Here is a 20542-nt window from a genome sequence, read left to right on the forward strand (position 1 = left end):
CCGGAGAGTGTGGAGGAATGCGGACATGGCTACCAACCAAGAACTCGGTGCGCGCGGGGAGGGGCTCGCGGTGCGCCATCTCGAGGACCTCGGGCTGGAGGTGATCGAGCGCAATTGGCGTCATCGAACCGGTGAACTCGACATCATTGCGCGCGACGGCGACACCGTGGTGTTCGTCGAAGTGAAGACTCGATCGGGAATCGGCTATGGAACGCCCGCCGAAGCGGTGACGTACACGAAGCAGACTCGAATCAGAGGGCTTGCGATGTACTGGCTTGCTCTGCAGCAGGGGCCGTGGGTGCAGATCAGATTCGACGTGATCGCGATCGTGGTCGGTCGCGACGACAACCCGCTCATCACACACGTTCGGGCGGCATTCTGATGCCCCTCGGACGAGCGCATTCCGTGGCCGTCAACGGTGTCGACGGTGTGCTGGTGGAGATCGAGGCCGACATCGGGCAGGGCTTACCCGGTACCTATCTGGTCGGCTTGCCCGACACCGCTCTGAACGAATCACGAGATCGAGTCAAAGCTGCAGTGAAGAACTCGGGCGGTACGTGGCCGGACAGTCGGGTGATCCTCGCGCTGTCGCCCGCGACACTGCCCAAGGGTGGATCCGTGTACGACCTCGCTCTGGCGTTGTCGGTTCTCGATGCGGCGAAGGCCATTCCGCGCGGAAGTCTTTCCGACACGGTATTTCTGGGTGAGTTGGCACTGGACGGCAGGCTGCGCGCAATTCGCGGAGTCCTGCCCGGGGTGCTTGCTGTCAAGGGCGCAGGCTGGCGGCGGGTCGTGGTTCCGGTGCAATGCCTGCCCGAAGCGGGCCTTGTGGACGGGATCGAGGTTCTGGGTGCCGGCTCTCTCGGGGACGTGGTGGCGTGGCTTTGCGGTGAGCAGGCGCTCGAATCACCGATACCGACCGAATGGCACGAGGAGAGCTACCCCGATCTCAGTGACGTCGCCGGACAAGCGGATGCGCGATGGGCACTGGAAGTCGCCGCCGCAGGCGCGCATCACATCATGTTGACCGGTCCACCGGGAATCGGCAAGACGATGCTCGCGCAGCGCCTTCCGGGCATTCTTCCGCCGTTGACCGAGTCCGAGGCACTCGAGGTGACGGCCATCCATTCGGTGGCCGGATTGTTGACCACCGAGCGCCCCCTCATCACATCACCGCCGTTCATCGCACCGCACCATTCCACGTCGGTGAGCGCATTGGTCGGCGGCGGAACGGGAATGGCCAAGCCCGGAGCAGTCAGTCGCGCGCATCGCGGGGTGCTGTTTCTGGACGAATGTGCGGAAATGAGTGTTCGCGTGCTCGAGGCCTTGCGTACTCCTCTGGAAGACGGTGAGATTCGCATCGCCCGACGAGACGGTGTGGCCAGGTATCCGGCCAGATTCCAGCTGGTCCTGGCGGCCAATCCGTGTCCGTGTGCTCCTGCGCGGGCGGCCGACTGCGTCTGCGCGCCGACTGCCCGACGCAAATATCTCGGAAAGCTGTCCGGGCCGTTGCTGGATCGCGTCGATCTACGCATTCAAATGATGGGCGTCGCGTCGGGTGCGCTGGTCGACGAGGTGGGGGAAGGGACGCGCGATATCCGCGCACGCGTGACCGGAGCCAGGGACGCCGCTGCGGAGCGGTGGCGGGAATTCGGCTGGAGAACGAATGCGGAGGTTCCAGGACCTGCTCTTCGTCAACGATTTCGGCTGGCGCGCTCGACGCTTGCTCCGGTCGAGCGAGCGTTGCGAAACGGCGCACTGACTGCGCGGGGAGCAGACCGAGCGATTCGGGTGGCGTGGACGTTGAACGACCTTGCAGGCGGGACGGTGCCCGGTGCCGACGAGGTCGGGGCGGCCTTGGACTTCCGCGACAGGGGAGTGGCATGACCCACGAAACACGCAGACTCGCATGGGCTTATCTGTCTCGAGTGGCACAGGGCCCGTATCGACCGGTGGTCGACCACGCTGCCGCTCACGGTCCGGAATCGACCGCCGCGGCAGTGCGGGCGGGCGAACTGGGTGAGCGGCTCCAGGTTCGCGCCCACATCGACACCGCGGCAGCGGATCTCGATCACATCGCTGCGCTCGGTGGCCGGCTGATCACGCCCGACGACGACGAGTGGCCTGCATGGCGCTTCCTCGGATTCGATGGATCGGGTCTCGCTGCAGGGGTGGACACATGCCCACCGATAGCGTTGTGGGCGTTGGGGACTCGGACGGTGACCGCGGCTACCGAGCGGTCGGTGTCCATCGTCGGGACGCGGGCATCGAGCCCCTACGGAGACCATGTGACGGCGGAGATCTCTGCCGATCTCGCGCTCGATGGCTGGACCATCATCTCGGGAGCTGCGTTCGGTATCGATGCCGCGGCGCATCGAGCAGCTCTCGGTGTCGAAGGAACGACGATGGCAGTGCTCGCCTGTGGCGTCGATCGCGCGTACCCGGCGGGCCATTCTCGACTGCTTCGGCAAATCGCCGCTCGCGGGCTGGTTCTCAGTGAATACGCACCGGGGACGACCCCGGCCAAGCATCGCTTCCTCGCTCGCAACAGACTTGTCGCGGCACTCGGTTCTGCCGTGGTGGTCGTCGAGGCAGGGTGGCGTAGCGGTGCTCGCAACACCGCGGCGTGGGCGGCGAAACTGGGCCGTCCGGTGTTGGCGGTACCTGGGCCCGTCACCTCGCCCACATCCAAGGGATGTCACCGCATGATCAGGGACGGTGAAGCAGTACTGGTGTCGAGCTCTCACGATGTCGTCGCCGAGGCGGGCGCTCTCGGGTCTCCGGAGGAGTCTCGGCCCGGCCTCTTCCGCGAGACGGATGCACTCTCGGAAACCGCCCTGCTGATCTACGACGCGCTGCCGGCAAGCGGATCGTTGTCCAGCCGTGAGCTGTCCGAGCACTCGGGCGTGCCACTCGGCAAGGTCCGCGCGTCCTTGCCCGTACTGGAGATGGACGGGTTCGTCGCCAGCGACGAGACCGGATGGTTCCGCGTGGTGCGTGGATGAGCGCGCACCGAAGCACCGAGCCCCGAAAGGTAGGGTGTTAGGTAATGCTTAGTCGATGCGCCGGGTATCGGGCATCGACGTCGTTCGCTCGAAGAGGGGTTCCCGAAGTGCCACGCAAGAAAACCACCCTGTCCGTTCTGCGCACGGAAGCGCTCACTCCGCACATGCATCGGGTCTACCTGGGCGGTGCCGACTTCGACGACTTCGATGCGATCGACCGGACCGACGCTTACGTCAAGTTGTTCTTCGGGACCGACGACGAACCGATCATGCGCACGTACACCGTCCGATCCGTCGACACCGTTGCCCGTGAGATCGCGATCGATTTCGTGGTGCACGGCGACGAAGGGGTTGCCGGACCGTGGGCTGTTCGAGCGAAGCCGGGGGACGAGATGTCGTTCTTCGGCCCGTCCGGTGGATACGCCCCGCGCCCCGACGCGGACTGGCACCTGTTCGCCGGCGACGAATCGGCGATTCCGGCGATCGCTGCCGCCGTCGAAGCGCTTCCGGACGACGCCATCGCCAAGGTGTTCATCGAGGTTGCCGACCGACACGACGAGATTTACATGGAGACGCTCGCCGTCGTCGATGTGACCTGGGTTCACCGAGGTGCTTCTTCGAACGAAGTCGGAGACGACCGGGCCGGAGACAACGCGCCACTGATCGCAGCAGTCAAGGAAACGGAATGGCTGCCGGGACAAGCGCAGGTTTTCGTGCACGGCGAGGCTCAGGCGGTGATGCACAACATCCGGCCGTACATCCGAAGAGAGCGCGGGGTCGGTGCCGAGTGGGCCTCGATCTCGGGCTACTGGCGTCGTGGGCGCACCGAGGAGACGTTCCGAGTGTGGAAGCGAGAACTCGCGCAAGCAGAGTCCGGAGTCGACGCCTGATCGCCGAGCCGACCCATCTCGGTCGGCGTGTCCGTTTGTCGCGGATCGCACGAACGCCCAAGCTGAGTCGATGACCGATTCGTTGCCGCCTCACCTCGGCATTCACGTCGAGGAGTTCGCCGAGCACCTTCGACTCGGTCGCGAACGTTCGGAACACACGATCCGCGCATACGTGTCCGATGCTCGCTCCTTGCTGGAGCATCTAGCGGAGTCCTCGCCGGATGCGACGATCGCCGACCTCGACCTTCGCACGGTGCGCTCGTGGTTGGCGACGCACTCGGCGTCGGGATCGGCCAGAACCTCCATGGCGAGGCGAACCTCGTCTGCGCGGACCTTCGGCAAATGGCTCGAACGGGTCGGCGCGGTGAAGACAGCGCCTGCGGAACGCCTGGCGGCACCGAAGAGCCATCGCACGCTGCCCGGTGTTCTACGCCACAGTCAGGCGGCTCTGGCATTGGCCGCAGCCGAATCGGGTGCGGCCGAGCTCGACCCGATTGCGTTGCGAGACAGGCTGATCGTCGAAATGCTGTACGCAACCGGGGTGCGTGTAGGGGAGCTGTGCGGACTCGACATCGACGACGTCGACACCGAGCGTCGCCTCATCCGCGTAGTGGGCAAGGGCAACAAGGAACGCTCTGCGCCGTACGGCGTGCCCGCAGCGCAGGCGGTGGAGAACTGGCTGCTCAGCGGAAGACCCGAACTGGCAGGTGATCGATCCGGTGCTGCATTTCTGCTCGGGCGTCGAGGTGGACGGCTCGACCAACGGCAGGCCAGGACGGCAGTTCACGCGGTGCTCGAGGCCGTCCCGGGTGGCCCCAGCCTCGGCCCGCACGGCCTGCGTCATACAGCGGCGACCCACCTCCTCGAAGGAGGAGCCGATCTGAGGGTGGTGCAGGAGCTACTCGGACACGCCTCTCTGGCGACAACCCAGATCTACACGCACGTGTCGGTGGAGCGATTGCGGGCGGTACACGATCAGGCTCATCCTCGAGCATGAGCCGAGCGTCGTCGGCCCAACGTTTGGTAGCGTCGTCGCGACTGACTACACCGAATACGGGGGACCGTGGACCGCGACCGACCGCAAGGTACTTCGGAGCCGCGGTCGATGCATGTCCGTAACGGCTCGGACCACTCACGAGGCAACGCCGACAGGCCCCTGTCGACGGATCCGAAGTCCACCGCCCGCACGTCGCCGCGGCAGCCACCACCCTGGCAGACACCCGACACCGCCGACCGACTGCCGGTGCCGCCGCGCTACAGCCCGCCGGTACCGCTCGAGCCCGGTCCGCCGGTCTCGCAACCCGATCGATATCAGCCGGCACAGCCGCACACCGAGGACGTCCAGCCGTACCCGGACCGATGGTCGTCGCAGCCGTGGGCGGGCGCACCCAACGCGTATCGACCCAACAGTCAAGACCTCGGCGCGGATTCGCTGCTCAAGCGACCCAAACGTGCATCGAACTCCGGCTGGCGGCGGGGAGTACACCGGCTCACCGGCGGTGTGATCAATCCGGGCGAGTCGACAGCGGAAGAGCGATACCGCAACCAGGTCGAACGCATCCGGCAACCGGTGCTCGGCGACTACCGAATCGCGTTTCTCTCGCTCAAGGGTGGCGTCGGCAAGACGACGACCACCCTCGGTCTCGGCTCGACGTTTGCGTCGCTGCGCGGAGACTGTGTCATCGCCGTCGATGCGAACCCCGACTTCGGCACCCTCGGCGAGCGAGTTCCGCGTCAGACGTCGTCGACGGTCCGCGACCTGCTGGCTGCCGCACCGCACATCCGTCGTTACTCCGACATTCGCGAGCACACGTCGCAGGCACCGAGTCGACTCGAAGTGTTGGCCGGAGAGCGCGACCCCGCGGCATCGGAGATGTTCGGTGAAGAGGACTACCGGGCCGTCATCGACATGCTGCAGGTGTACTACAACCTGATCCTCACCGACTGCGGTACCGGAATCATGCACTCGGCGATGAACGGGGTGCTGCAACTGGCGAATGCGCTGGTACTGGTCAGCTCACCGGCGGTCGACGGTGCGCGCAGCGCCGCGGCGACGTTGGATTGGTTGGAGTTGCACGGCTACGGACACCTGGTCGAGCGCACCGTCGTGGTGATCAGCTCGGTTCGGCCCGGCTCGTCGGCGGTCGACATGAATTTGCTTCGGCAACACTTCCTCGAGCGCTGTCGCGCCGTGCTCGTGGTTCCGTTCGACGAGCACCTGGCGGAGGGTGCGGTAGTCGATCTCGACCTGTTGCGTCCGCAGACCAGAAGTGCGTTCGTCGAATTGGCCGCGATGGTGGCCGACGACTTCCCGGCCGCATCGGGAAGACACTCCGGACCACAGCGTTGAAGACCACAGCGTCGAAGACCACAGCGTCGACGGTCACCGCGGCGGTTCGTCGAGTGGTTTGAGCCTGATCGGACTCACCCGGACCAGCGCGGTGGGATCGAGATACTCGCGTCCACGTCTGATGCCCCAGTGCAGGCACGTCGATGGACAACTCTCGTGCCCCGACGCCAGCGAACCCAGCACCGATCCGCGCCGAACCCGTGTGCCGGCGGCAACCGAGGCCGCCACCGGCTCGTACGTCGATCGTAGGCCGCCCGGATGATCCACCGACACGACGGGCTTGCCGGCGACCGAGCCCGCGAACACCACCGTCCCGTCGGCGACGGCCAGCACCGCGTGGCCTTCCTCGGCGGCGAGGTCGACGCCACGATGGCCGGGCAACCAGTCGTGTTCCGGTCGGTCGAACGGGGTGACGACGCGGGGCTTCGGTTGCAGTGGCCAGTCGAATCGGCCCGGATCGGCGGATGCCACCGAGGTCGAGGCCGCGACTGCGGCCGCGAGGCACACCGTCAGTGCGCGCCGTACGGGCGAAGTGTTCACCTGTCGACCATCTCGCGAACTCGAGCGCAGAAACGACACCGCACGAGATTTGTGGAGAACGGGATTCTTTGTCCACAGGCATCGGATTCTCTTGACAGTCGGGCCTGGTTATGACGGGGAGTGCGGCAGGTCTACACTCGTCACTGCGGCCTGTGCGTGCACGGGTCGACTTCGCGCGTCCGCATCATCGAATCGACTGCTTCGGCATCACCGATACGAGAACCGGTTGCCGGCGGTCCTGAGATCTCGCGATTTTCAGGTCCGGCAACTTCAGCGGCCGCCAGGGCAGAGGTCACCGACACTCTGCGTCAACCGCACCATCGAAAGAGAGTTCTTCAGCCATGGCTGTAGTAACAATGAAGCAGCTGCTCGACAGCGGCACACACTTCGGACACCAGACCCGTCGCTGGAACCCGAAGATGAAGCGATTCATCTTCACCGACCGCAACGGCATCTACATCATCGACTTGCAGCAGACTCTGACCTTCATCGACAAGGCCTACGAGTTCGTCAAGGAAACCGTTGCCCACAATGGCACGGTTCTGTTCGTCGGCACCAAGAAGCAGGCACAGGAGTCGATCGCCGCTGAGGCAACCCGCGTGGGCATGCCCTACGTGAACCAGCGCTGGCTCGGTGGCATGCTCACCAACTTCCAGACGGTCCACAAGCGCCTCGTCCGCCTCAAGGAGCTCGAGGCAATGGAGCAGACCGGCGGCTTCGAGGGACGCACCAAGAAGGAAATCCTCATGCTCACGCGTGAGATGACCAAGCTCGACCGCACCCTCGGTGGCATCCGGGACATGTCCAAGGTTCCGTCGGCCATCTGGATCGTCGACACCAACAAGGAGCATCTCGCAGTTGCCGAGGCTCGTAAGTTGAACATCCCGGTCATCGCGATCCTCGACACCAACTGCGATCCCGACGTGGTCGACTACCCGATCCCGGGCAACGACGACGCGATCCGTTCCGCTGCGCTGCTGACCAAGGTCGTCGCATCCGCAGTCGCCGAGGGCGTGCAGGCGCGAGCAGGTCAGAACACTGCATCCGACGCCAAGCCCGAGGTCGGCGCAGGCGAGCCCCTCGCCGAGTGGGAGCTCGAGCAGCTTGCTCAGGCGTCACCGGCAGCAGAGGCTCCCGCAGCCGACGCCCCCGCGGCCGACGCACCGGCAGCAGAGGCCCCCGCGGCCGATGCCCCGGCAGCCGAGGAAGCACCGGCCGCTCAGGCTTGATCGAATTCGGTCCCGGTTCACCCTGAGGGGTGGGCCGGGGCCGCTTCGGTGTGTCAGGGTTGTCACCGCGCTCGCTTCGCAGCGAGCCCTGTTGATCGTGCCCTGAGAACAGCTTTTCGTTCCCGCCCCGTACCCAGCACTTGAGGAGGCTCGCCCAAGATGGCGAACTACACTGCCGCCGACGTCAAGCGGCTCCGTGAGCTCACCGGCTCCGGAATGATGGACTGCAAGAACGCGCTCGCCGAGACCGATGGCGACTTCGACAAAGCTGTCGAGCACCTGCGCATCAAGGGTGCAAAGGATGTCGGCAAGCGTGCCGAGCGCAACACCGCCGAGGGCCTCGTCGTCGCCGAGGGTGGAGTGCTCGTCGAGATCAACTCCGAGACCGACTTCGTCGCCAAGAACAACGAGTTCCAGACCTTCGCCGCATCCGTCGCCACGGTGGCGGCGGCGGGCAAGCCTGCTGACGTCGACGCGTTGAAGGCACTCGATCTCGACGGCAAGACGGTCGAGACGGCTCTGAACGAGATGTCGGCAAAGATCGGCGAGAAGCTCGAGCTGCGTCGAGTCGTGTCCTACGACGGCAACACCGCCACTTACCTGCACAAGCGCAGCGCGGACCTGCCGCCTGCGGTCGGCGTGCTCGTGGAGTACACAGGTGACGGCGACGCCGCTGGCGAAGCCGCTCGCGCTGCCGCTATGCAGATCGCTGCGCTCAAGGCCAAGTACGTCACGCGTGACGAGGTCCCCGAGGACCTCGTGGCCGCCGAGCGTCGCATCGCCGAAGAGACCGCCCGCGAAGAAGGCAAGCCGGAGCAGGCACTGGCGAAGATCGTCGAAGGTCGCGTCAACGGCTTCTTCAAGGATGTCGTTCTCACCGAGCAGAAGTCCGTGCAGGACGGCAACAAGACCGTCAAGGCCATTCTCGACGAGGCCGGTGTGACCATCACGCGTTTCTCTCGGTTCGAGGTCGGTGCCAGCTAGTCTGCACACCGGTTCGGTCCAGGCGATGCCGTTCATTCGATTCCATCGAGTGGGCGGCATCGCTCGTGCGCAGGGCATGTCGGTGTGTGGGCCGAGCCCTGTCCACCGCTCGGGCCTCGATAGGGCAGGATGATCGAGAGTAAACCGTAGTGTTCGACGAGTACCGAGGAGAGCTATGACCGATCCGGCCCCTGACCGTCCCGGGTTCCGACGCGTGATGCTCAAACTGGGTGGGGAGATGTTCGGCGGCGGCCAGGTCGGTCTCGATCCGGATGTCGTCAACAATGTTGCCGAACAGATTGCCGAGGTGGTGGCCACGGGCGTTCAGGTCGCCGTGGTGATCGGTGGTGGCAACTTCTTCCGCGGTGCGGAACTACAGCAACGCGGAATGGACAGATCTCGCTCGGATTACATGGGCATGCTCGGCACCGTCATGAATTGTCTTGCGCTACAAGATTTCTTGGAGAAGCAAGGTGTTGCCACCAGGGTGCAGACCGCAATCACGATGGGTCAGGTCGCAGAGCCGTATCTCCCGCTCCGCGCGCGGAGGCACTTGGAGAAGGGTCGCGTCGTGATCTTCGGAGCCGGCATGGGAATGCCGTACTTCTCCACCGACACCACAGCTGCACAGCGCGCGCTCGAAATCGGGGCCGAGGTGTTGCTGATGGCCAAGGCTGTCGACGGCGTCTACTCGGCCGACCCGCGCCTGGACCCCGATGCGACGATGTTCGACACCATCACGCACCGTGAGGCGATCGAACAGGGACTCAAGGTTGCCGACGCGACTGCCTTCAGCCTGTGTATGGACAACCAGATGCCGATGCTGGTGTTCAATTTGTTGATTCAGGGAAACATTGCTCGCGCTGTGTCCGGTGAGAAGATCGGCACGCTGGTCACGTCGTGATCGTTGCCGACAGGTACGCGAGCGAATCGAAGACGAAGACGATGGAGGACAGATCGTGATTGACGAAGCTCTCTTCGATGCCGAAGAGAAGATGGAAAAGGCCGTATCGGTTGCGCGTGACGATCTGTCCTCGATTCGCACCGGACGTGCCAACCCCGGAATGTTCTCCCGCATCGTCATCGAGTACTACGGTGCTCCGACGCCGATCACTCAGCTGGCCAGCATCAGTGTCCCCGAGGCGCGTCTGGTGGTCATCAAGCCGTACGAGTCGAGTCAGCTCGGGCCGATCGAGACCGCTATCCGAAACTCCGATCTGGGCGTCAATCCCACCAACGACGGCAACCTGATTCGCATCGGAGTTCCGCAGTTGACCGAGGAACGGCGCCGCGAGTTCGTCAAGCAGGCCAAGGGCAAGGGCGAGGACGCCAAGGTGTCGATTCGCAACGTTCGCAGAAAGACGATGGAAGAGCTCAAGCGGATCCAGAAGGACGGCGAGGCGGGCGAGGACGATGTCGTCCGCGCCGAGAACGACCTCGACAAGACCACCGCCAAATACACCGCCTCCGTGGACGAACTCGTCAAGCGCAAAGAGGGCGAGCTGATGGAGGTCTGACCTGACCTCGGTGGCTGCTTTTCACGACAGAAGACGATGAATTTCGAGGAGATGACGACAGTGGTGGGACCGGATCGGCAGGAGGGCAGCGGTACGCCCGTCGGTCCGTCCGGGGTCGCCGCAGCGAAGTCCGCAGGCAAGGCCGGCCGCAATCTGCCCGCTGCGATCGGCGTGGGCGGGAGCTTGGGAATCGGCTTGATTCTCGTCCTGGTGTTCGTGCCCCTGGTGTGGATCGGTGTGGTGGCCGTCGCATTGGCCGTCGCCACGTACGAGGTCTCCAAGCGCCTGCGCGAGGGTGGCGTGCTCGTGCCGCGCATACCCTTGATTCTGGGTGGTCAGGCAATGATCTGGCTCGGCTGGCCGTTCGGGACTGCCGGTGTGCTCAGCGCAGCGGTCGGCACCATCGTGGTCTGTATGGTGTGGCTGCTGTTGCGGCAGGGATTCGGCACGGCACCGAAGAACTACCTCGAAGAACTTTCGGTCACTGTCCTGGTCGCCTGTTGGCTGCCCCTGCTGGCGTCGTTCACTGTGCTGATGGTGCTCGAGGACAACGGCGCAGGTCGCATCCTGGTGTTCGTCATCGGTGTCGTGTGTTCGGATATCGGCGGCTACATCGCGGGTGTGCTGTTCGGAAAGCACCCGATGGCCCCCGCCATCAGCCCGAAGAAGTCCTGGGAGGGGCTCGTCGGGTCGCTGATCTTCTGCATCATCGGATGTCTGCTGACGGTGACGCTCATTCTCGAAGCCAACTCGCTGATCGGAATTCTGCTCGGCGTGGTGTTGGTGGTGACCGGAACCCTGGGGGACCTGATCGAATCACAGGTCAAGCGCGATCTCCGCATCAAGGACATGGGCACCCTGTTGCCAGGGCACGGCGGCATCATGGACCGGCTCGACTCGTTGCTGCCCTCGGCCTTCGTGGCATGGCTCGTGTTCACCGTGCTCCTCTGAGCCGAGTGCTCGCAGACGTGCGCGGCGATGACACGGGGGTGATTCCCAGTCCCAATATCTGGCATTGGCCACATCTGTACGAGGCGGAGAACCGCGCTCAGGACGTCGACGGTGCAGTGTTCGATGCGATCCGCTCGGTCGCGGATTGGACGTCGAAGACGGTCGTGGACGTGGGCTGCGGCAGCGGTTTCCATCTACCTGTCTTCGCGGCCGACGCCGAACGGGTAGTGGGCATCGAGCCGCACGAGCCGCTGGCGGTCGCGGCGCGAGCGCGAGTGGCCGATCTATCGAACGTCGAGGTGAAGACTGCGCAGGCGGATTCGCTCCCGATCGGCGACGCGTCCGTGAACGTCGTTCATGCGCGCACCGCGTACTTCTTCGGACCGGGGTGCGGGCCGGGAATCGCCGAGGCCATGCGTGTGCTCGAGCCCGGCGGCGCGCTGGTCGTAGTGGATCTGGACGCGACCGCGTCGCCGTACGGGGATTGGATGCGGGCCGACCTCCCGCACTACGACCCGGCGAGGGTCGAGGCGTTTTTCGAAGCGCAGGGTTTCGCGCTCACCCGCGTGGACACGAGGTGGACGTTTCCGAGTCGACGCACCCTGCGCGATGTGCTGGGAATCGAATTCGGACCACGAGTTGCGCGTTACGCCATGACGGCAATCGACGGCCTTTCGTTCGACGTGCGGTATCGAATGCACGTCCGGTACAAGCCGACCGGGATCGAGTTGCGTTGAGCCGGTAGGTGACTCGTCCGACGCGTCCCGGCCGCGGACGGCGTCAGGAGGCGGCGGAAATTCCGAAGATCTCGGCCAGTTCGTTGATCTTGAGCGCTTTAGCCAAGCGTGGCAGGTCGCTGCCATCCTTGACGTGCGCTCCGTCGGCACCGAGAGCATCGATGACGTCGCGAGCCCAGGAGACATCGGTGGGTGACGGGGCCAGTTCGCGGTTGACGATGGCAGCCTGCTCGGAATGCATGCAGAGCTTGCCCGTCATACCCATCGACAACGTCAGGGCCGCGTCGCGTCCGAGGATGCTGTCGTTGGCCGTCAGCGTCGGTCCGTCGATGGGTCCGGGCAGGCGCGCTACGCGCGAGGACACGACGAGTCGCGAGCGGGGATAGGCCATAGCCAGCGGGTCGTCGCTCATGCCGGTGTCGCGACGGAAGTCACCGCTACCGAAGGCGAGACGGAACGTCGAATCGGCGCGCGCGATCTCGGTAGCTGCTTCGAGGCCCATCGCCGACTCCACCAGGGCCAGAATCGGCGTGCCGGGTGCCAGGCGAGCAGCGGTGGCCTCGACCTGACCCCCGCTCTCCGTCTTCGCGAGCATGACACCGACGAGACCGGGGAGTCCGGACAGTGCGGCGAGGTCGTCGGCCCAGTACGGGGTTGTCGCATCGTTGATGCGGACCCAGGCGGAGTTGCCTTCACCGAGCCACCGAACAACGGCCTCGCGTGCGGCAGGCTTCCTGGCCGGAGCGACGGCGTCCTCGATGTCGAGGATGACGGCATCGACTCCCGAGACTACTGCGTCGCCGAAGGTCTCGGGCTTGGTCGCCGGTACCAACAGCCAGGACCGTGCGCGATCGGGGGCAACGCCGGATGCCACTGGTGTCTCCATGAAAGTTGTCACGTCATGCTCCTCGAGTGAAGTGGGGCACCCCTGAGCCTGATCGATTCAGTCGGTCAGCGCCAGCTTCTGTACATAGTGTTCACGATCGGTGCCGCTACTTCTTCTTCGCTGCGCGACGCACCTGAAGAATCCGAGCTCCGCCGACCATCGCCATCACCAGTGCGCCCGCGATCGCGGCCAGGAGCATGCTGATGCCCAACGGTAGATCGAGCTGCCAGGCGAAGATCTGCACTGTGACAGAGTCGAGATTCTGCACGATGAACACGAGGAGAACGACCAGGACCACGGCTCCGACCACCAGGCCGGTCCACAGGGCGGCGGTGCGGGTGTGGGCGATGTCGGTCGACGTGTTTGCCTGTGGCTCCTGGGTGTACTCGGGGTCGGGAGCGGAGTGACCGTCCGAATCCGGAGTGGTGATCGGAGCAAGGTCGCCCGAGGCGGCGTGATCGCCGGGGTGGACCGCCTTCGATGTGTCCAGCGGGCTCTCGTGGCTGTCGTCTGATCTGGGGGCCATGTCGATGATCCTTTCGCACGTATCGGCCGAATGCACGTGCATTCGGCCACCTCGTCGATACCCGTCGGGTAACGGTCGAAACCGACGCGAATAGGACTGCGAGGGGAACGGGTGGACAATGGACACATGAGTGAGGCCGCCGACGCAACGAACAGCCCGACCGAGCAGAAGAGGCCGAGTCTGCCGCTGGTCTTCACTGCGCCGCGCCGCGGCATGCCATCGCGCCACCTCGCCGACCTGGACAAAGAGGGTCTTCGGGACGCGGTGAAGGCTCTGGGCCTGCCCGCATTTCGAGCCGACCAGTTGGCCCGGCACTATTACGGTCGTCTCGAGGCCGACACCACGAAGATGACGGACCTTCCCGCCGAGGCACGAGAGAAGGTCGGAGCCGACCTGTTTCCGACTCTGCTGACCGCCATCAAGCATCTGGCATGTGACGACGGTGACACTCGAAAGACACTGTGGAAGGCCAACGACGGGACTTTGCTCGAAAGTGTTCTGATGCGGTACCCGGATCGCGCGACGCTCTGCATCTCCAGTCAGGCAGGGTGCGGAATGGCCTGTCCCTTCTGCGCGACCGGTCAGGCCGGTCTGACGAGGAACCTGTCGACTGCCGAGATCGTCGATCAGGTCCGTGCGGCTGCGGCCGATCTGCGCGACGGCGTTGTCCACGGCGGTGAAGGCCGACTGTCGAACGTGGTGTTCATGGGGATGGGCGAGCCGCTGGCCAACTACAAACGCGTCGTCGCGGCGGTGCGCAAGATCGTCTCGCCCGCACCCGACGGTCTGGGACTCTCACAGCGTTCGGTCACCGTGTCGACGGTCGGTTTGGCACCGGCGATTCGCAAGCTGGCCGACGAGGGATTGTCGGTCACTCTGGCAGTGTCTTTGCACACGCCCGACGACGAACTCCGCGACACGCTCGTCCCGGTCAACAATCGGTGGTCCGTCGCAGAGGTGCTCTCGGCAGCGCGGTACTACGCCGACCAGACCGGGAGACGGGTGTCCATCGAGTACGCGATGATTCGAGACGTGAACGACCAGCCGTGGCGAGCGGACATGCTGGGCAAGAAATTGCACAAGGCTTTGGGTTCGCGGGTCCACGTGAACCTGATCCCGCTCAATCCGACGCCGGGTAGCGAATGGGACGCCAGCCCGAAGCCGGTGGAACGAGAGTTCGTCCGCAGGGTGATCGCGCAGGGGGTCTCGTGCACCGTCCGCGATACCCGCGGCCAGGAGATCGCGGCGGCGTGTGGTCAGCTCGCCGCCGAGAACTGAGCCTCTAGCGGGGCTTGCGGCGGACGATGACGTCCCGTACCACGAGCCCGACCAGCACGACGGCGAATCCGATCAGCCACAGGTCTTCGACCTTGCCGGTGTGGTTGCCGATGATCATGAAGAGCAGGAACGCTGCGACGACGATGGCGGCCACCCGCATCGCCTTGTTCGATTCACCACTCCACCCCCACTCAGCGGAGGGCACCTCCGGCACCTCGTGACGGGTATCGACGACCGGGTCGTACGAAGCGGATTCCAGTTCGGTATTTGCCACCGGTCGGTCCTTTCGGGATGAATTCTCGTAGTCGTCCTGCACGGGGCGTCGAGACTGCCGCGTTCGGACAATATTGGCATACGACCGCGCGTCGTAGCCACCAGGGTGACCGGCTCACCCAGCGAGAGTCGCGGCTTCGATGAGAGACTGCGGCGATGACGTCCGAGCGCCTTCCCCATCCTCTGAATCAGTTTCCGCTCGGCTACCCGCGCGACATGGTGGGGTACGGCCGCACCCCGCCGCACGCGTGTTGGCCGGGTGAGGCGAACATCGCCGTGCAGTTCGTTCTCAATTACGAAGAGGGGTCCGAGAACAATGTTCTCGACGGCGACACCAAATCAGAGACGTTTCTGTCGGAAATGATCGGGGCACAGGCATTTCCGAATCGCCACATGAGTATGGAGTCGCTCTACGAATACGGGTCGAGGGCGGGTGTGTGGCGGGTGCTGCGGGCGTTCGAGAAGCGCGACCTGCCACTGACCGTGTTCGCCGTAGCCAAGGCCATGGAGCGAAACCCGGAAGTGGTTGCCGCACTGGCAGAGCTGGGCCACGAGATCGCTTGCCACGGACTGCGGTGGCTGTCCTATCAGCAGATCGACGAGAACGTCGAACGCGAGCACATGGCCGAGGCGGTGGCAATTCTGCACGGGCTCACCGGCTCGGCCCCGCTCGGTTGGTACACCGGACGCGACTCACCGAACACCCGGTCGCTCGTCGTCGAGCACGGCGGGTTCGTCTACGACTCCGATTCCTATGCCGACGACCTGCCCTACTGGGTGAAGGTGCCTCGGGGCGGCGAGGTGGTCGATCACCTGGTGGTGCCGTACACCCTCGACACCAACGACATGCGATTCGCCTCACCGGGTGGTTTCTCCACCGGTGACGAGTTCTATGCGCACCTGCGAGATGCGTTCGATGTGCTCTACGCCGAGGGGGAGAACGGCAGCCCCAAGATGCTCTCGATCGGATTGCACTGCAGGCTGGTCGGCCGGCCGGCTCGCATGGCCGCTCTCGAACGCTTCCTCGATCACGTCCAATCACACGAAAAGGTATGGGTCGCAAAGCGAATCGACATTGCCGAGCACTGGCGCGCCGTACACCCGCCGGCTCCCTGACTCGGCGAGTTCTCTCGATCAGTGCGGCGACCGGCAGGCTTTCGCGAGCGCAGTCAGGTAACGGTCGGTGAACAGAGCCTGCACGCGCCGTCCCACCGGACCGCCGAGCTTGGTGTACCAGCGCCCCGGTCTCGAGAACGCGGAGATGTGTGCGGTGACGGTGTGGTCGGCGGGGGAGTAGTCGATGTAGAACAGCTCCTCGCCGGATTCGGGATGGCCGTCGAGCGTGCCGTAGGCGAAGCCCTGTCGGTTCGCCTCGTCGATGACGTAGACGACTCGGCACGGGATGCGCACCGGACCGAGGGTGAGAACGACAACGGCATCGGGCACCGCGGTGTCGCTACCGGCATGGACTTTCAGGCCCGCGCCGCGGTGCATGTTCCACTGCATGAGGGCATCGGCCGCCGCAACGAAGTCCTCTAGCCCGGATCCGATCACCCGCGACCTGGCCAAGTGGTGGTAGCCCGCCGGAAACGTGCCTTTCGATGCCCCCACATCGGCGTAGTTGAACGGTGTCGTGCGGTACTTCGAGACGTCCATGACCTCCAGCGTGCCAGCAACTACGGCTCGCATAGGAGTTTCTCAGACTCGGTAGGCAACAATGGACCGGTGTCAGACCACCGCGTGCGAACGAACACCGCAGATCGCCCCGAGCCAATTCGTGTGCTGCTGCTGGGAAGCACCGGTTCGATCGGCACCCAAGCGCTCGATGTGATCGCTGCGAATCCCGACCGCTTCGTCGTGGTCGGCCTGGCGGCAGGCGGCGGCAACATCGACCTGCTTCGCCGTCAGATCGCCGAGACCCGAGTCGAACGAGTGGCCGTCGCCGACCCCGATGCGGCCGCCGAACTCGATTTTCCCGGCGTTCTGAGCGGTCCTGGCGCGGCGACAGACCTGGTCGAGACGACGCCCGCCGATGTCGTGCTCAATGCCTTGGTGGGTTCGCTCGGACTCGAACCGACGTTGGCGGCGCTGAAGACCGGAGCCCGGTTGGCATTGGCCAACAAGGAATCACTGGTGGCGGGCGGCGAACTCGTTCTCGCGACCGCCGCGCCCGGGCAGATCGTTCCGGTGGACTCGGAACATTCTGCGTTGGCGCAGTGCCTGCGCAGTGGTGAGCGCGGCGAAGTGGACCGACTTGTCCTCACCGCGTCGGGCGGGCCGTTCCGGGGGTGGAGCGAATCGGAACTGACATCGGTGACTCCCGCTCAGGCCGGGGCGCATCCCACCTGGTCGATGGGACCGATGAACACGTTGAACTCGGCGACCCTGGTCAACAAGGGGCTCGAGCTGATCGAAGCGCACCTGCTGTTCGGGGTGCCCTACGAGAAAATCGACGTCACCGTGCATCGGCAGTCCATCGTGCATTCGATGGTCACGTTCGTCGACGGATCGACCATCGCGCAGGCCAGCCCGCCGGACATGAAGCTGCCGATCGGACTGGCGCTCGGGTGGCCCGATCGCGTACCCGATGTGGCGCGCGCCCTCGATTTCACCGCAGCATTCTCCTGGGACTTCGAGCCGCTGGACGATCGCGTGTTTCCCGCCGTCCAACTGGCCCGCGAGGCCGGAATTCTCGGAGGTTGCATGACGGCGGTGTACAACGCGTCCAACGAGATTGCGGCAGAGGCGTTCCTGGCCGAACGCATCGAATTTCCGCAGATCGTGCAGACCGTGAGTGCAGTGCTCAGCGCCGGCAGCGGAGACTGGTCGGCAGCTCCGACTACCGTGGACGACGTCCTCGCGGCGGATTCCTGGGCTCGCGCACATGCGCGCGAGCTCCTGAAACAGAAGGGCCTTTAGACTCACATGCTGTTCGCTCTGGGTGTCGTGCTGTTTGCCGTCGGCATCGGTGTGTCGATCGCACTGCACGAGGCGGGACACATGTGGACCGCGAAAGCGCTCGGCATGAAAGTTCGCCGCTACTACATCGGATTCGGCCCCAAGGTCTTCTCCTTCCGCCGCGGTGAGACCGAATACGGGCTCAAGGCCATACCGGCTGGCGGATTCTGCGACATCGCGGGAATGACGGCGATCGACGAACTCGCACCCGACGAGGTCGAGCGCGCGATGTACCGCCAGAAGACATGGAAGCGCATCGTCGTCATGGTCGGCGGCATCGCGATGAACTTCATTCTGGGAATCGTGCTTATCTACGGCCTGGTCCTCGGCTGGGGCACGCCCGATCGAGTGACTCCTCCGACAGTCCAGGTCAGCGACGTCGTGTGCATCGCGCCCACCCAGACCGAGAACGGCGACCTCGCACCCTGTTCGGGGGTCAGCCCTGCTCAGCAAGCAGGGCTCCGTAAGGGCGATGTGATCACCGCCGTGAACGGTGAGCCGGCTCAGTACTGGTCCGACGTCGTCGAGGCCGTGCAGGCATCGTCAGGATCTGTGGATCTGACGGTCGAACGGGACGGATCGTCGATCGATCTGACGATTCCCGTGACCGAGGTGCAGCGCTACGTCACCGACCCGGACACCGGAGCCAAGGAGTCCACGACCGTCGGCGCGGTCGGTGTCAGCGGCTCCACGATTGCCCCTCCGAACATTCGCTACAACCCAATCGAGGCGGTCCCGGAGACGTTTGCCTTCACCGGGGACATCTTCGTCCAGACCGGCAAAGCGCTCGTGCAACTGCCGACCAAGGTGCAGGCGCTGTGGGAGTCGATCTTCGGCGGCGAGCGCGGATTGGACACTCCGATGAGCGTCGTCGGTGCCAGTGTCATCGGCGGCCAGGCCGCAGAAACCAACAACTGGGCGACGTTCGTCGGGTTGTTGGCGTCGTTGAACTTCTTCCTCGGCGCGTTCAACCTCGTGCCGCTGTTGCCGCTCGACGGTGGTCACATCGCCGTGACGATCTACGAGCGAATCCGCAACATCTTCCGCAACCGTCGCGGCCTGCCGGATGGTGCGCCCGTCGACTACATGAAACTGATGCCGGTCACCTACGTGGTCATCGTCGTTTTCATCGGGTTCTCCTTGCTGACGCTCACAGCGGACATCGTCAACCCGATTCAATTGTTCTAAGTAGACTCGTCAGTCGTAGCTAGGAAAGAAGGCCACTGTGACCGTGTCAGTCGGATTGGGAATGCCGGCACCGCCGGTGCCCGTACTCGCACCTCGCCGTAAGACGCGGCAACTCCAGGTCGGAACGGTGGGAGTGGGCAGCGACAGTCCCATCTCGGTGCAGTCGATGTGCACCACCAAGACACACGACATCAACGCCACGCTGCAGCAGATCGCCGAGCTGACTGCATCGGGCTGCGACATCGTTCGTGTGGCGTGCCCCACACAGGACGACGCCGACGCGCTGGCGATCATCGCCAAGAAGAGCCAGATCCCGGTGATCGCGGACATTCATTTCCAGCCCAAGTACATCTTCGCGGCGATCGATGCCGGCTGCGCCGCGGTTCGCGTCAATCCGGGCAACATCAAGGAATTCGACGGCCGCGTGAAGGAGGTCGCCAAGGCGGCCGGTGACGCCAACATCCCCATTCGTATCGGCGTCAACGCCGGATCGCTCGATCCGCGCCTGATGAAGAAGTACGGCAAGGCGACGCCGGAAGCGCTCGTCGAGTCAGCGCTGTGGGAGGCGGGGCTCTTCGAGGAGCACGGCTTCGGCGACATCAAGATTTCCGTCAAGCACAACGACCCGGTGGTCATGGTTGCGGCGTACGAACAGCTGGCCGCTCAGTGCGACTACCCGCTGCACCTCGGCGTGACCGAAGCCGGGCCTGCATTTCAGGGCACCATCAAGTCCGCGGTCGCATTCGGCGCATTGCTGTCGCGGGGAATCGGCGACACCATCCGCGTCTCGCTGTCGGCACCGCCTGCCGAGGAGATCAAGGTCGGCAACCAGATTCTGCAGTCGCTGAACCTGCGTCCTCGCAAGCTCGAAATCGTCTCCTGCCCGTCGTGTGGGCGCGCGCAGGTCGACGTGTACACCCTCGCCGACGAGGTCACCGCCGGCTTGGAGGGCATGGAGATTCCGCTACGCGTCGCCGTCATGGGATGCGTCGTCAACGGTCCGGGTGAGGCGCGAGATGCCGACCTCGGCGTGGCGTCGGGCAACGGCAAGGGCCAGATCTTCGTCAAGGGCAAGGTCATCAAGACGGTGCCGGAGGCACAGATCGTGGAGACCTTGATCGAGGAAGCAATGCGCATTGCCGAGGAATACGACAAGGATGAGACGGCAGACGGCGGTGCGCCGGTCGTGACGGTCAGCTGAGCGGGTTTGCGCCTGTTCGGTGTCCGGTT

Annotated in this window: 22 protein-coding genes; 17 read left to right on the plus strand and 5 right to left on the minus strand. The window is 64.7% G+C overall.

Features of this window, described 5'->3' with window-relative positions; genetic code table 11:
• Window positions 1-25: 25 nt before the first annotated feature.
• The 6 genes from ACNEOT_RS13220 to ACNEOT_RS13245 all read left to right on the plus strand — a co-directional run bounded on the left by ACNEOT_RS13220 (window position 26) and on the right by ACNEOT_RS13245 (window position 6245).
• Window positions 26-382: a YraN family protein gene (locus tag ACNEOT_RS13220; protein ID WP_415974478.1), complete on the plus strand. Its 357-nt coding sequence runs from the start codon at window positions 26-28 to the stop codon at window positions 380-382.
• Window positions 382-1887: a YifB family Mg chelatase-like AAA ATPase gene (locus ACNEOT_RS13225; protein WP_415974479.1), complete on the plus strand. Its 1506-nt coding sequence runs from the start codon at window positions 382-384 to the stop codon at window positions 1885-1887. The genes ACNEOT_RS13220 and ACNEOT_RS13225 overlap by 1 nt, the downstream gene beginning before the upstream one ends.
• A complete protein-coding gene (dprA, locus tag ACNEOT_RS13230; protein ID WP_415974480.1) occupies window positions 1884-3005 on the plus strand; it encodes a DNA-processing protein DprA in 1122 nt (373 codons plus the stop codon). The genes ACNEOT_RS13225 and dprA overlap by 4 nt, the downstream gene beginning before the upstream one ends.
• A gap of 107 nt (window positions 3006-3112) precedes the next feature.
• The gene (locus tag ACNEOT_RS13235) at window positions 3113-3895 is read left to right on the plus strand and encodes a siderophore-interacting protein (protein WP_415974481.1); all 783 of its coding nucleotides are present in this window, start codon (window positions 3113-3115) and stop codon (window positions 3893-3895) included.
• Window positions 3896-3965: 70 nt separating this feature from the next.
• Window positions 3966-4892: a tyrosine recombinase XerC gene (locus tag ACNEOT_RS13240; protein ID WP_415974482.1), complete on the plus strand. Its 927-nt coding sequence runs from the start codon at window positions 3966-3968 to the stop codon at window positions 4890-4892.
• Between the two features lie 108 nt (window positions 4893-5000).
• On the plus strand, window positions 5001-6245 hold the full coding sequence (locus tag ACNEOT_RS13245) for a MinD/ParA family ATP-binding protein (RefSeq protein ID WP_415974483.1): 1245 nt from the start codon (window positions 5001-5003) through the stop codon (window positions 6243-6245).
• A gap of 33 nt (window positions 6246-6278) precedes the next feature.
• Here ACNEOT_RS13245 and ACNEOT_RS13250 read toward each other — a convergent pair whose 3' ends face one another.
• Window positions 6279-6785, minus strand: a complete 507-nt coding sequence (locus ACNEOT_RS13250) for a M23 family metallopeptidase (protein WP_415974484.1) — start codon at window positions 6783-6785, stop codon at window positions 6279-6281.
• 341 nt (window positions 6786-7126) lie between these two features.
• On the opposite strand from ACNEOT_RS13250, the gene rpsB reads away from it, so the two are divergent.
• From rpsB to ACNEOT_RS13280, 6 genes are all read left to right on the plus strand, one after another.
• Window positions 7127-8014, plus strand: coding sequence for a 30S ribosomal protein S2 (gene rpsB, locus ACNEOT_RS13255; protein WP_415974485.1), 888 nt, complete (start codon window positions 7127-7129; stop codon window positions 8012-8014).
• 159 nt (window positions 8015-8173) lie between these two features.
• Window positions 8174-8998, plus strand: coding sequence for a translation elongation factor Ts (gene tsf / locus ACNEOT_RS13260; protein WP_415974486.1), 825 nt, complete (start codon window positions 8174-8176; stop codon window positions 8996-8998).
• Window positions 8999-9173: 175 nt separating this feature from the next.
• Window positions 9174-9902, plus strand: coding sequence for a UMP kinase (gene pyrH / locus ACNEOT_RS13265; protein ID WP_032397808.1), 729 nt, complete (start codon window positions 9174-9176; stop codon window positions 9900-9902).
• Between the two features lie 55 nt (window positions 9903-9957).
• Window positions 9958-10515: a ribosome recycling factor gene (gene frr, locus ACNEOT_RS13270; RefSeq protein WP_415974487.1), complete on the plus strand. Its 558-nt coding sequence runs from the start codon at window positions 9958-9960 to the stop codon at window positions 10513-10515.
• Between the two features lie 51 nt (window positions 10516-10566).
• The gene (locus ACNEOT_RS13275; protein ID WP_415974488.1) at window positions 10567-11466 is read left to right on the plus strand and encodes a phosphatidate cytidylyltransferase; all 900 of its coding nucleotides are present in this window, start codon (window positions 10567-10569) and stop codon (window positions 11464-11466) included.
• Between the two features lie 5 nt (window positions 11467-11471).
• Window positions 11472-12203 carry a class I SAM-dependent methyltransferase gene (locus ACNEOT_RS13280; RefSeq protein WP_415974489.1) on the plus strand — a complete coding sequence of 244 codons (732 nt, stop codon included), beginning with the start codon at window positions 11472-11474 and terminating at the stop codon, window positions 12201-12203.
• Window positions 12204-12246: 43 nt separating this feature from the next.
• On the opposite strand, the gene ACNEOT_RS13285 is transcribed toward ACNEOT_RS13280, so the two are convergent.
• On the minus strand, window positions 12247-13089 hold the full coding sequence (locus ACNEOT_RS13285) for an HpcH/HpaI aldolase/citrate lyase family protein (protein ID WP_415975143.1): 843 nt from the start codon (window positions 13087-13089) through the stop codon (window positions 12247-12249).
• A gap of 106 nt (window positions 13090-13195) precedes the next feature.
• A complete protein-coding gene (locus ACNEOT_RS13290; protein WP_415974490.1) occupies window positions 13196-13615 on the minus strand; it encodes a LapA family protein in 420 nt (139 codons plus the stop codon).
• 126 nt (window positions 13616-13741) lie between these two features.
• On the opposite strand from ACNEOT_RS13290, the gene rlmN reads away from it, so the two are divergent.
• Window positions 13742-14893 carry a 23S rRNA (adenine(2503)-C(2))-methyltransferase RlmN gene (gene rlmN, locus ACNEOT_RS13295; protein ID WP_415974491.1) on the plus strand — a complete coding sequence of 384 codons (1152 nt, stop codon included), beginning with the start codon at window positions 13742-13744 and terminating at the stop codon, window positions 14891-14893.
• A 4-nt stretch (window positions 14894-14897) separates the two neighbouring features.
• On the opposite strand, the gene ACNEOT_RS13300 is transcribed toward rlmN, so the two are convergent.
• Entirely contained in the window at window positions 14898-15167 is a 270-nt protein-coding gene (locus ACNEOT_RS13300; RefSeq protein WP_415974492.1) for a DUF2631 domain-containing protein, read from the minus strand.
• A gap of 155 nt (window positions 15168-15322) precedes the next feature.
• On the opposite strand from ACNEOT_RS13300, the gene puuE reads away from it, so the two are divergent.
• Window positions 15323-16282: an allantoinase PuuE gene (puuE, locus tag ACNEOT_RS13305; protein WP_415974493.1), complete on the plus strand. Its 960-nt coding sequence runs from the start codon at window positions 15323-15325 to the stop codon at window positions 16280-16282.
• 18 nt (window positions 16283-16300) lie between these two features.
• Here puuE and ACNEOT_RS13310 read toward each other — a convergent pair whose 3' ends face one another.
• On the minus strand, window positions 16301-16822 hold the full coding sequence (locus tag ACNEOT_RS13310; RefSeq protein WP_415974494.1) for a DUF1990 family protein: 522 nt from the start codon (window positions 16820-16822) through the stop codon (window positions 16301-16303).
• Between the two features lie 69 nt (window positions 16823-16891).
• Between ACNEOT_RS13310 and dxr the strand changes: the two genes are divergently transcribed.
• The 3 genes from dxr to ispG are packed head-to-tail and all read left to right on the plus strand — an operon-like array spanning window position 16892 to window position 20513.
• The gene (gene dxr, locus ACNEOT_RS13315; protein ID WP_415974495.1) at window positions 16892-18085 is read left to right on the plus strand and encodes a 1-deoxy-D-xylulose-5-phosphate reductoisomerase; all 1194 of its coding nucleotides are present in this window, start codon (window positions 16892-16894) and stop codon (window positions 18083-18085) included.
• A gap of 6 nt (window positions 18086-18091) precedes the next feature.
• Window positions 18092-19312: a M50 family metallopeptidase gene (locus ACNEOT_RS13320; RefSeq protein WP_415974496.1), complete on the plus strand. Its 1221-nt coding sequence runs from the start codon at window positions 18092-18094 to the stop codon at window positions 19310-19312.
• A gap of 37 nt (window positions 19313-19349) precedes the next feature.
• Window positions 19350-20513 (plus strand): flavodoxin-dependent (E)-4-hydroxy-3-methylbut-2-enyl-diphosphate synthase, encoded by a 1164-nt coding sequence (gene ispG, locus ACNEOT_RS13325; RefSeq protein ID WP_415974497.1) that lies wholly within the window; start codon window positions 19350-19352, stop codon window positions 20511-20513.
• Window positions 20514-20542 lie beyond the last annotated feature (29 nt).

The organism is Rhodococcus sp. 077-4 (assembly GCF_047782425.1).
GTDB lineage: Bacteria > Actinomycetota > Actinomycetes > Mycobacteriales > Mycobacteriaceae > Rhodococcoides.

Coding starts and splice junctions, on each gene's coding strand:
- tsf (WP_415974486.1), top strand. CDS start 8,174: ATGGCGAACTACACTGCCGCCGACGTCAAGCGGCTCCGTGAGCTCACC.
- rlmN (WP_415974491.1), top strand. CDS start 13,742: ATGAGTGAGGCCGCCGACGCAACGAACAGCCCGACCGAGCAGAAGAGG.
- ACNEOT_RS13290 (WP_415974490.1), bottom strand. CDS start 13,615: ATGGCCCCCAGATCAGACGACAGCCACGAGAGCCCGCTGGACACATCG.
- ACNEOT_RS13240 (WP_415974482.1), top strand. CDS start 3,966: ATGACCGATTCGTTGCCGCCTCACCTCGGCATTCACGTCGAGGAGTTC.
- ACNEOT_RS13275 (WP_415974488.1), top strand. CDS start 10,567: ATGACGACAGTGGTGGGACCGGATCGGCAGGAGGGCAGCGGTACGCCC.
- puuE (WP_415974493.1), top strand. CDS start 15,323: ATGACGTCCGAGCGCCTTCCCCATCCTCTGAATCAGTTTCCGCTCGGC.
- dprA (WP_415974480.1), top strand. CDS start 1,884: ATGACCCACGAAACACGCAGACTCGCATGGGCTTATCTGTCTCGAGTG.
- ACNEOT_RS13245 (WP_415974483.1), top strand. CDS start 5,001: ATGCATGTCCGTAACGGCTCGGACCACTCACGAGGCAACGCCGACAGG.
- ACNEOT_RS13225 (WP_415974479.1), top strand. CDS start 382: ATGCCCCTCGGACGAGCGCATTCCGTGGCCGTCAACGGTGTCGACGGT.
- ACNEOT_RS13285 (WP_415975143.1), bottom strand. CDS start 13,089: ATGGAGACACCAGTGGCATCCGGCGTTGCCCCCGATCGCGCACGGTCC.
- rpsB (WP_415974485.1), top strand. CDS start 7,127: ATGGCTGTAGTAACAATGAAGCAGCTGCTCGACAGCGGCACACACTTC.
- ACNEOT_RS13310 (WP_415974494.1), bottom strand. CDS start 16,822: ATGGACGTCTCGAAGTACCGCACGACACCGTTCAACTACGCCGATGTG.
- ACNEOT_RS13220 (WP_415974478.1), top strand. CDS start 26: ATGGCTACCAACCAAGAACTCGGTGCGCGCGGGGAGGGGCTCGCGGTG.
- ACNEOT_RS13320 (WP_415974496.1), top strand. CDS start 18,092: ATGCTGTTCGCTCTGGGTGTCGTGCTGTTTGCCGTCGGCATCGGTGTG.
- pyrH (WP_032397808.1), top strand. CDS start 9,174: ATGACCGATCCGGCCCCTGACCGTCCCGGGTTCCGACGCGTGATGCTC.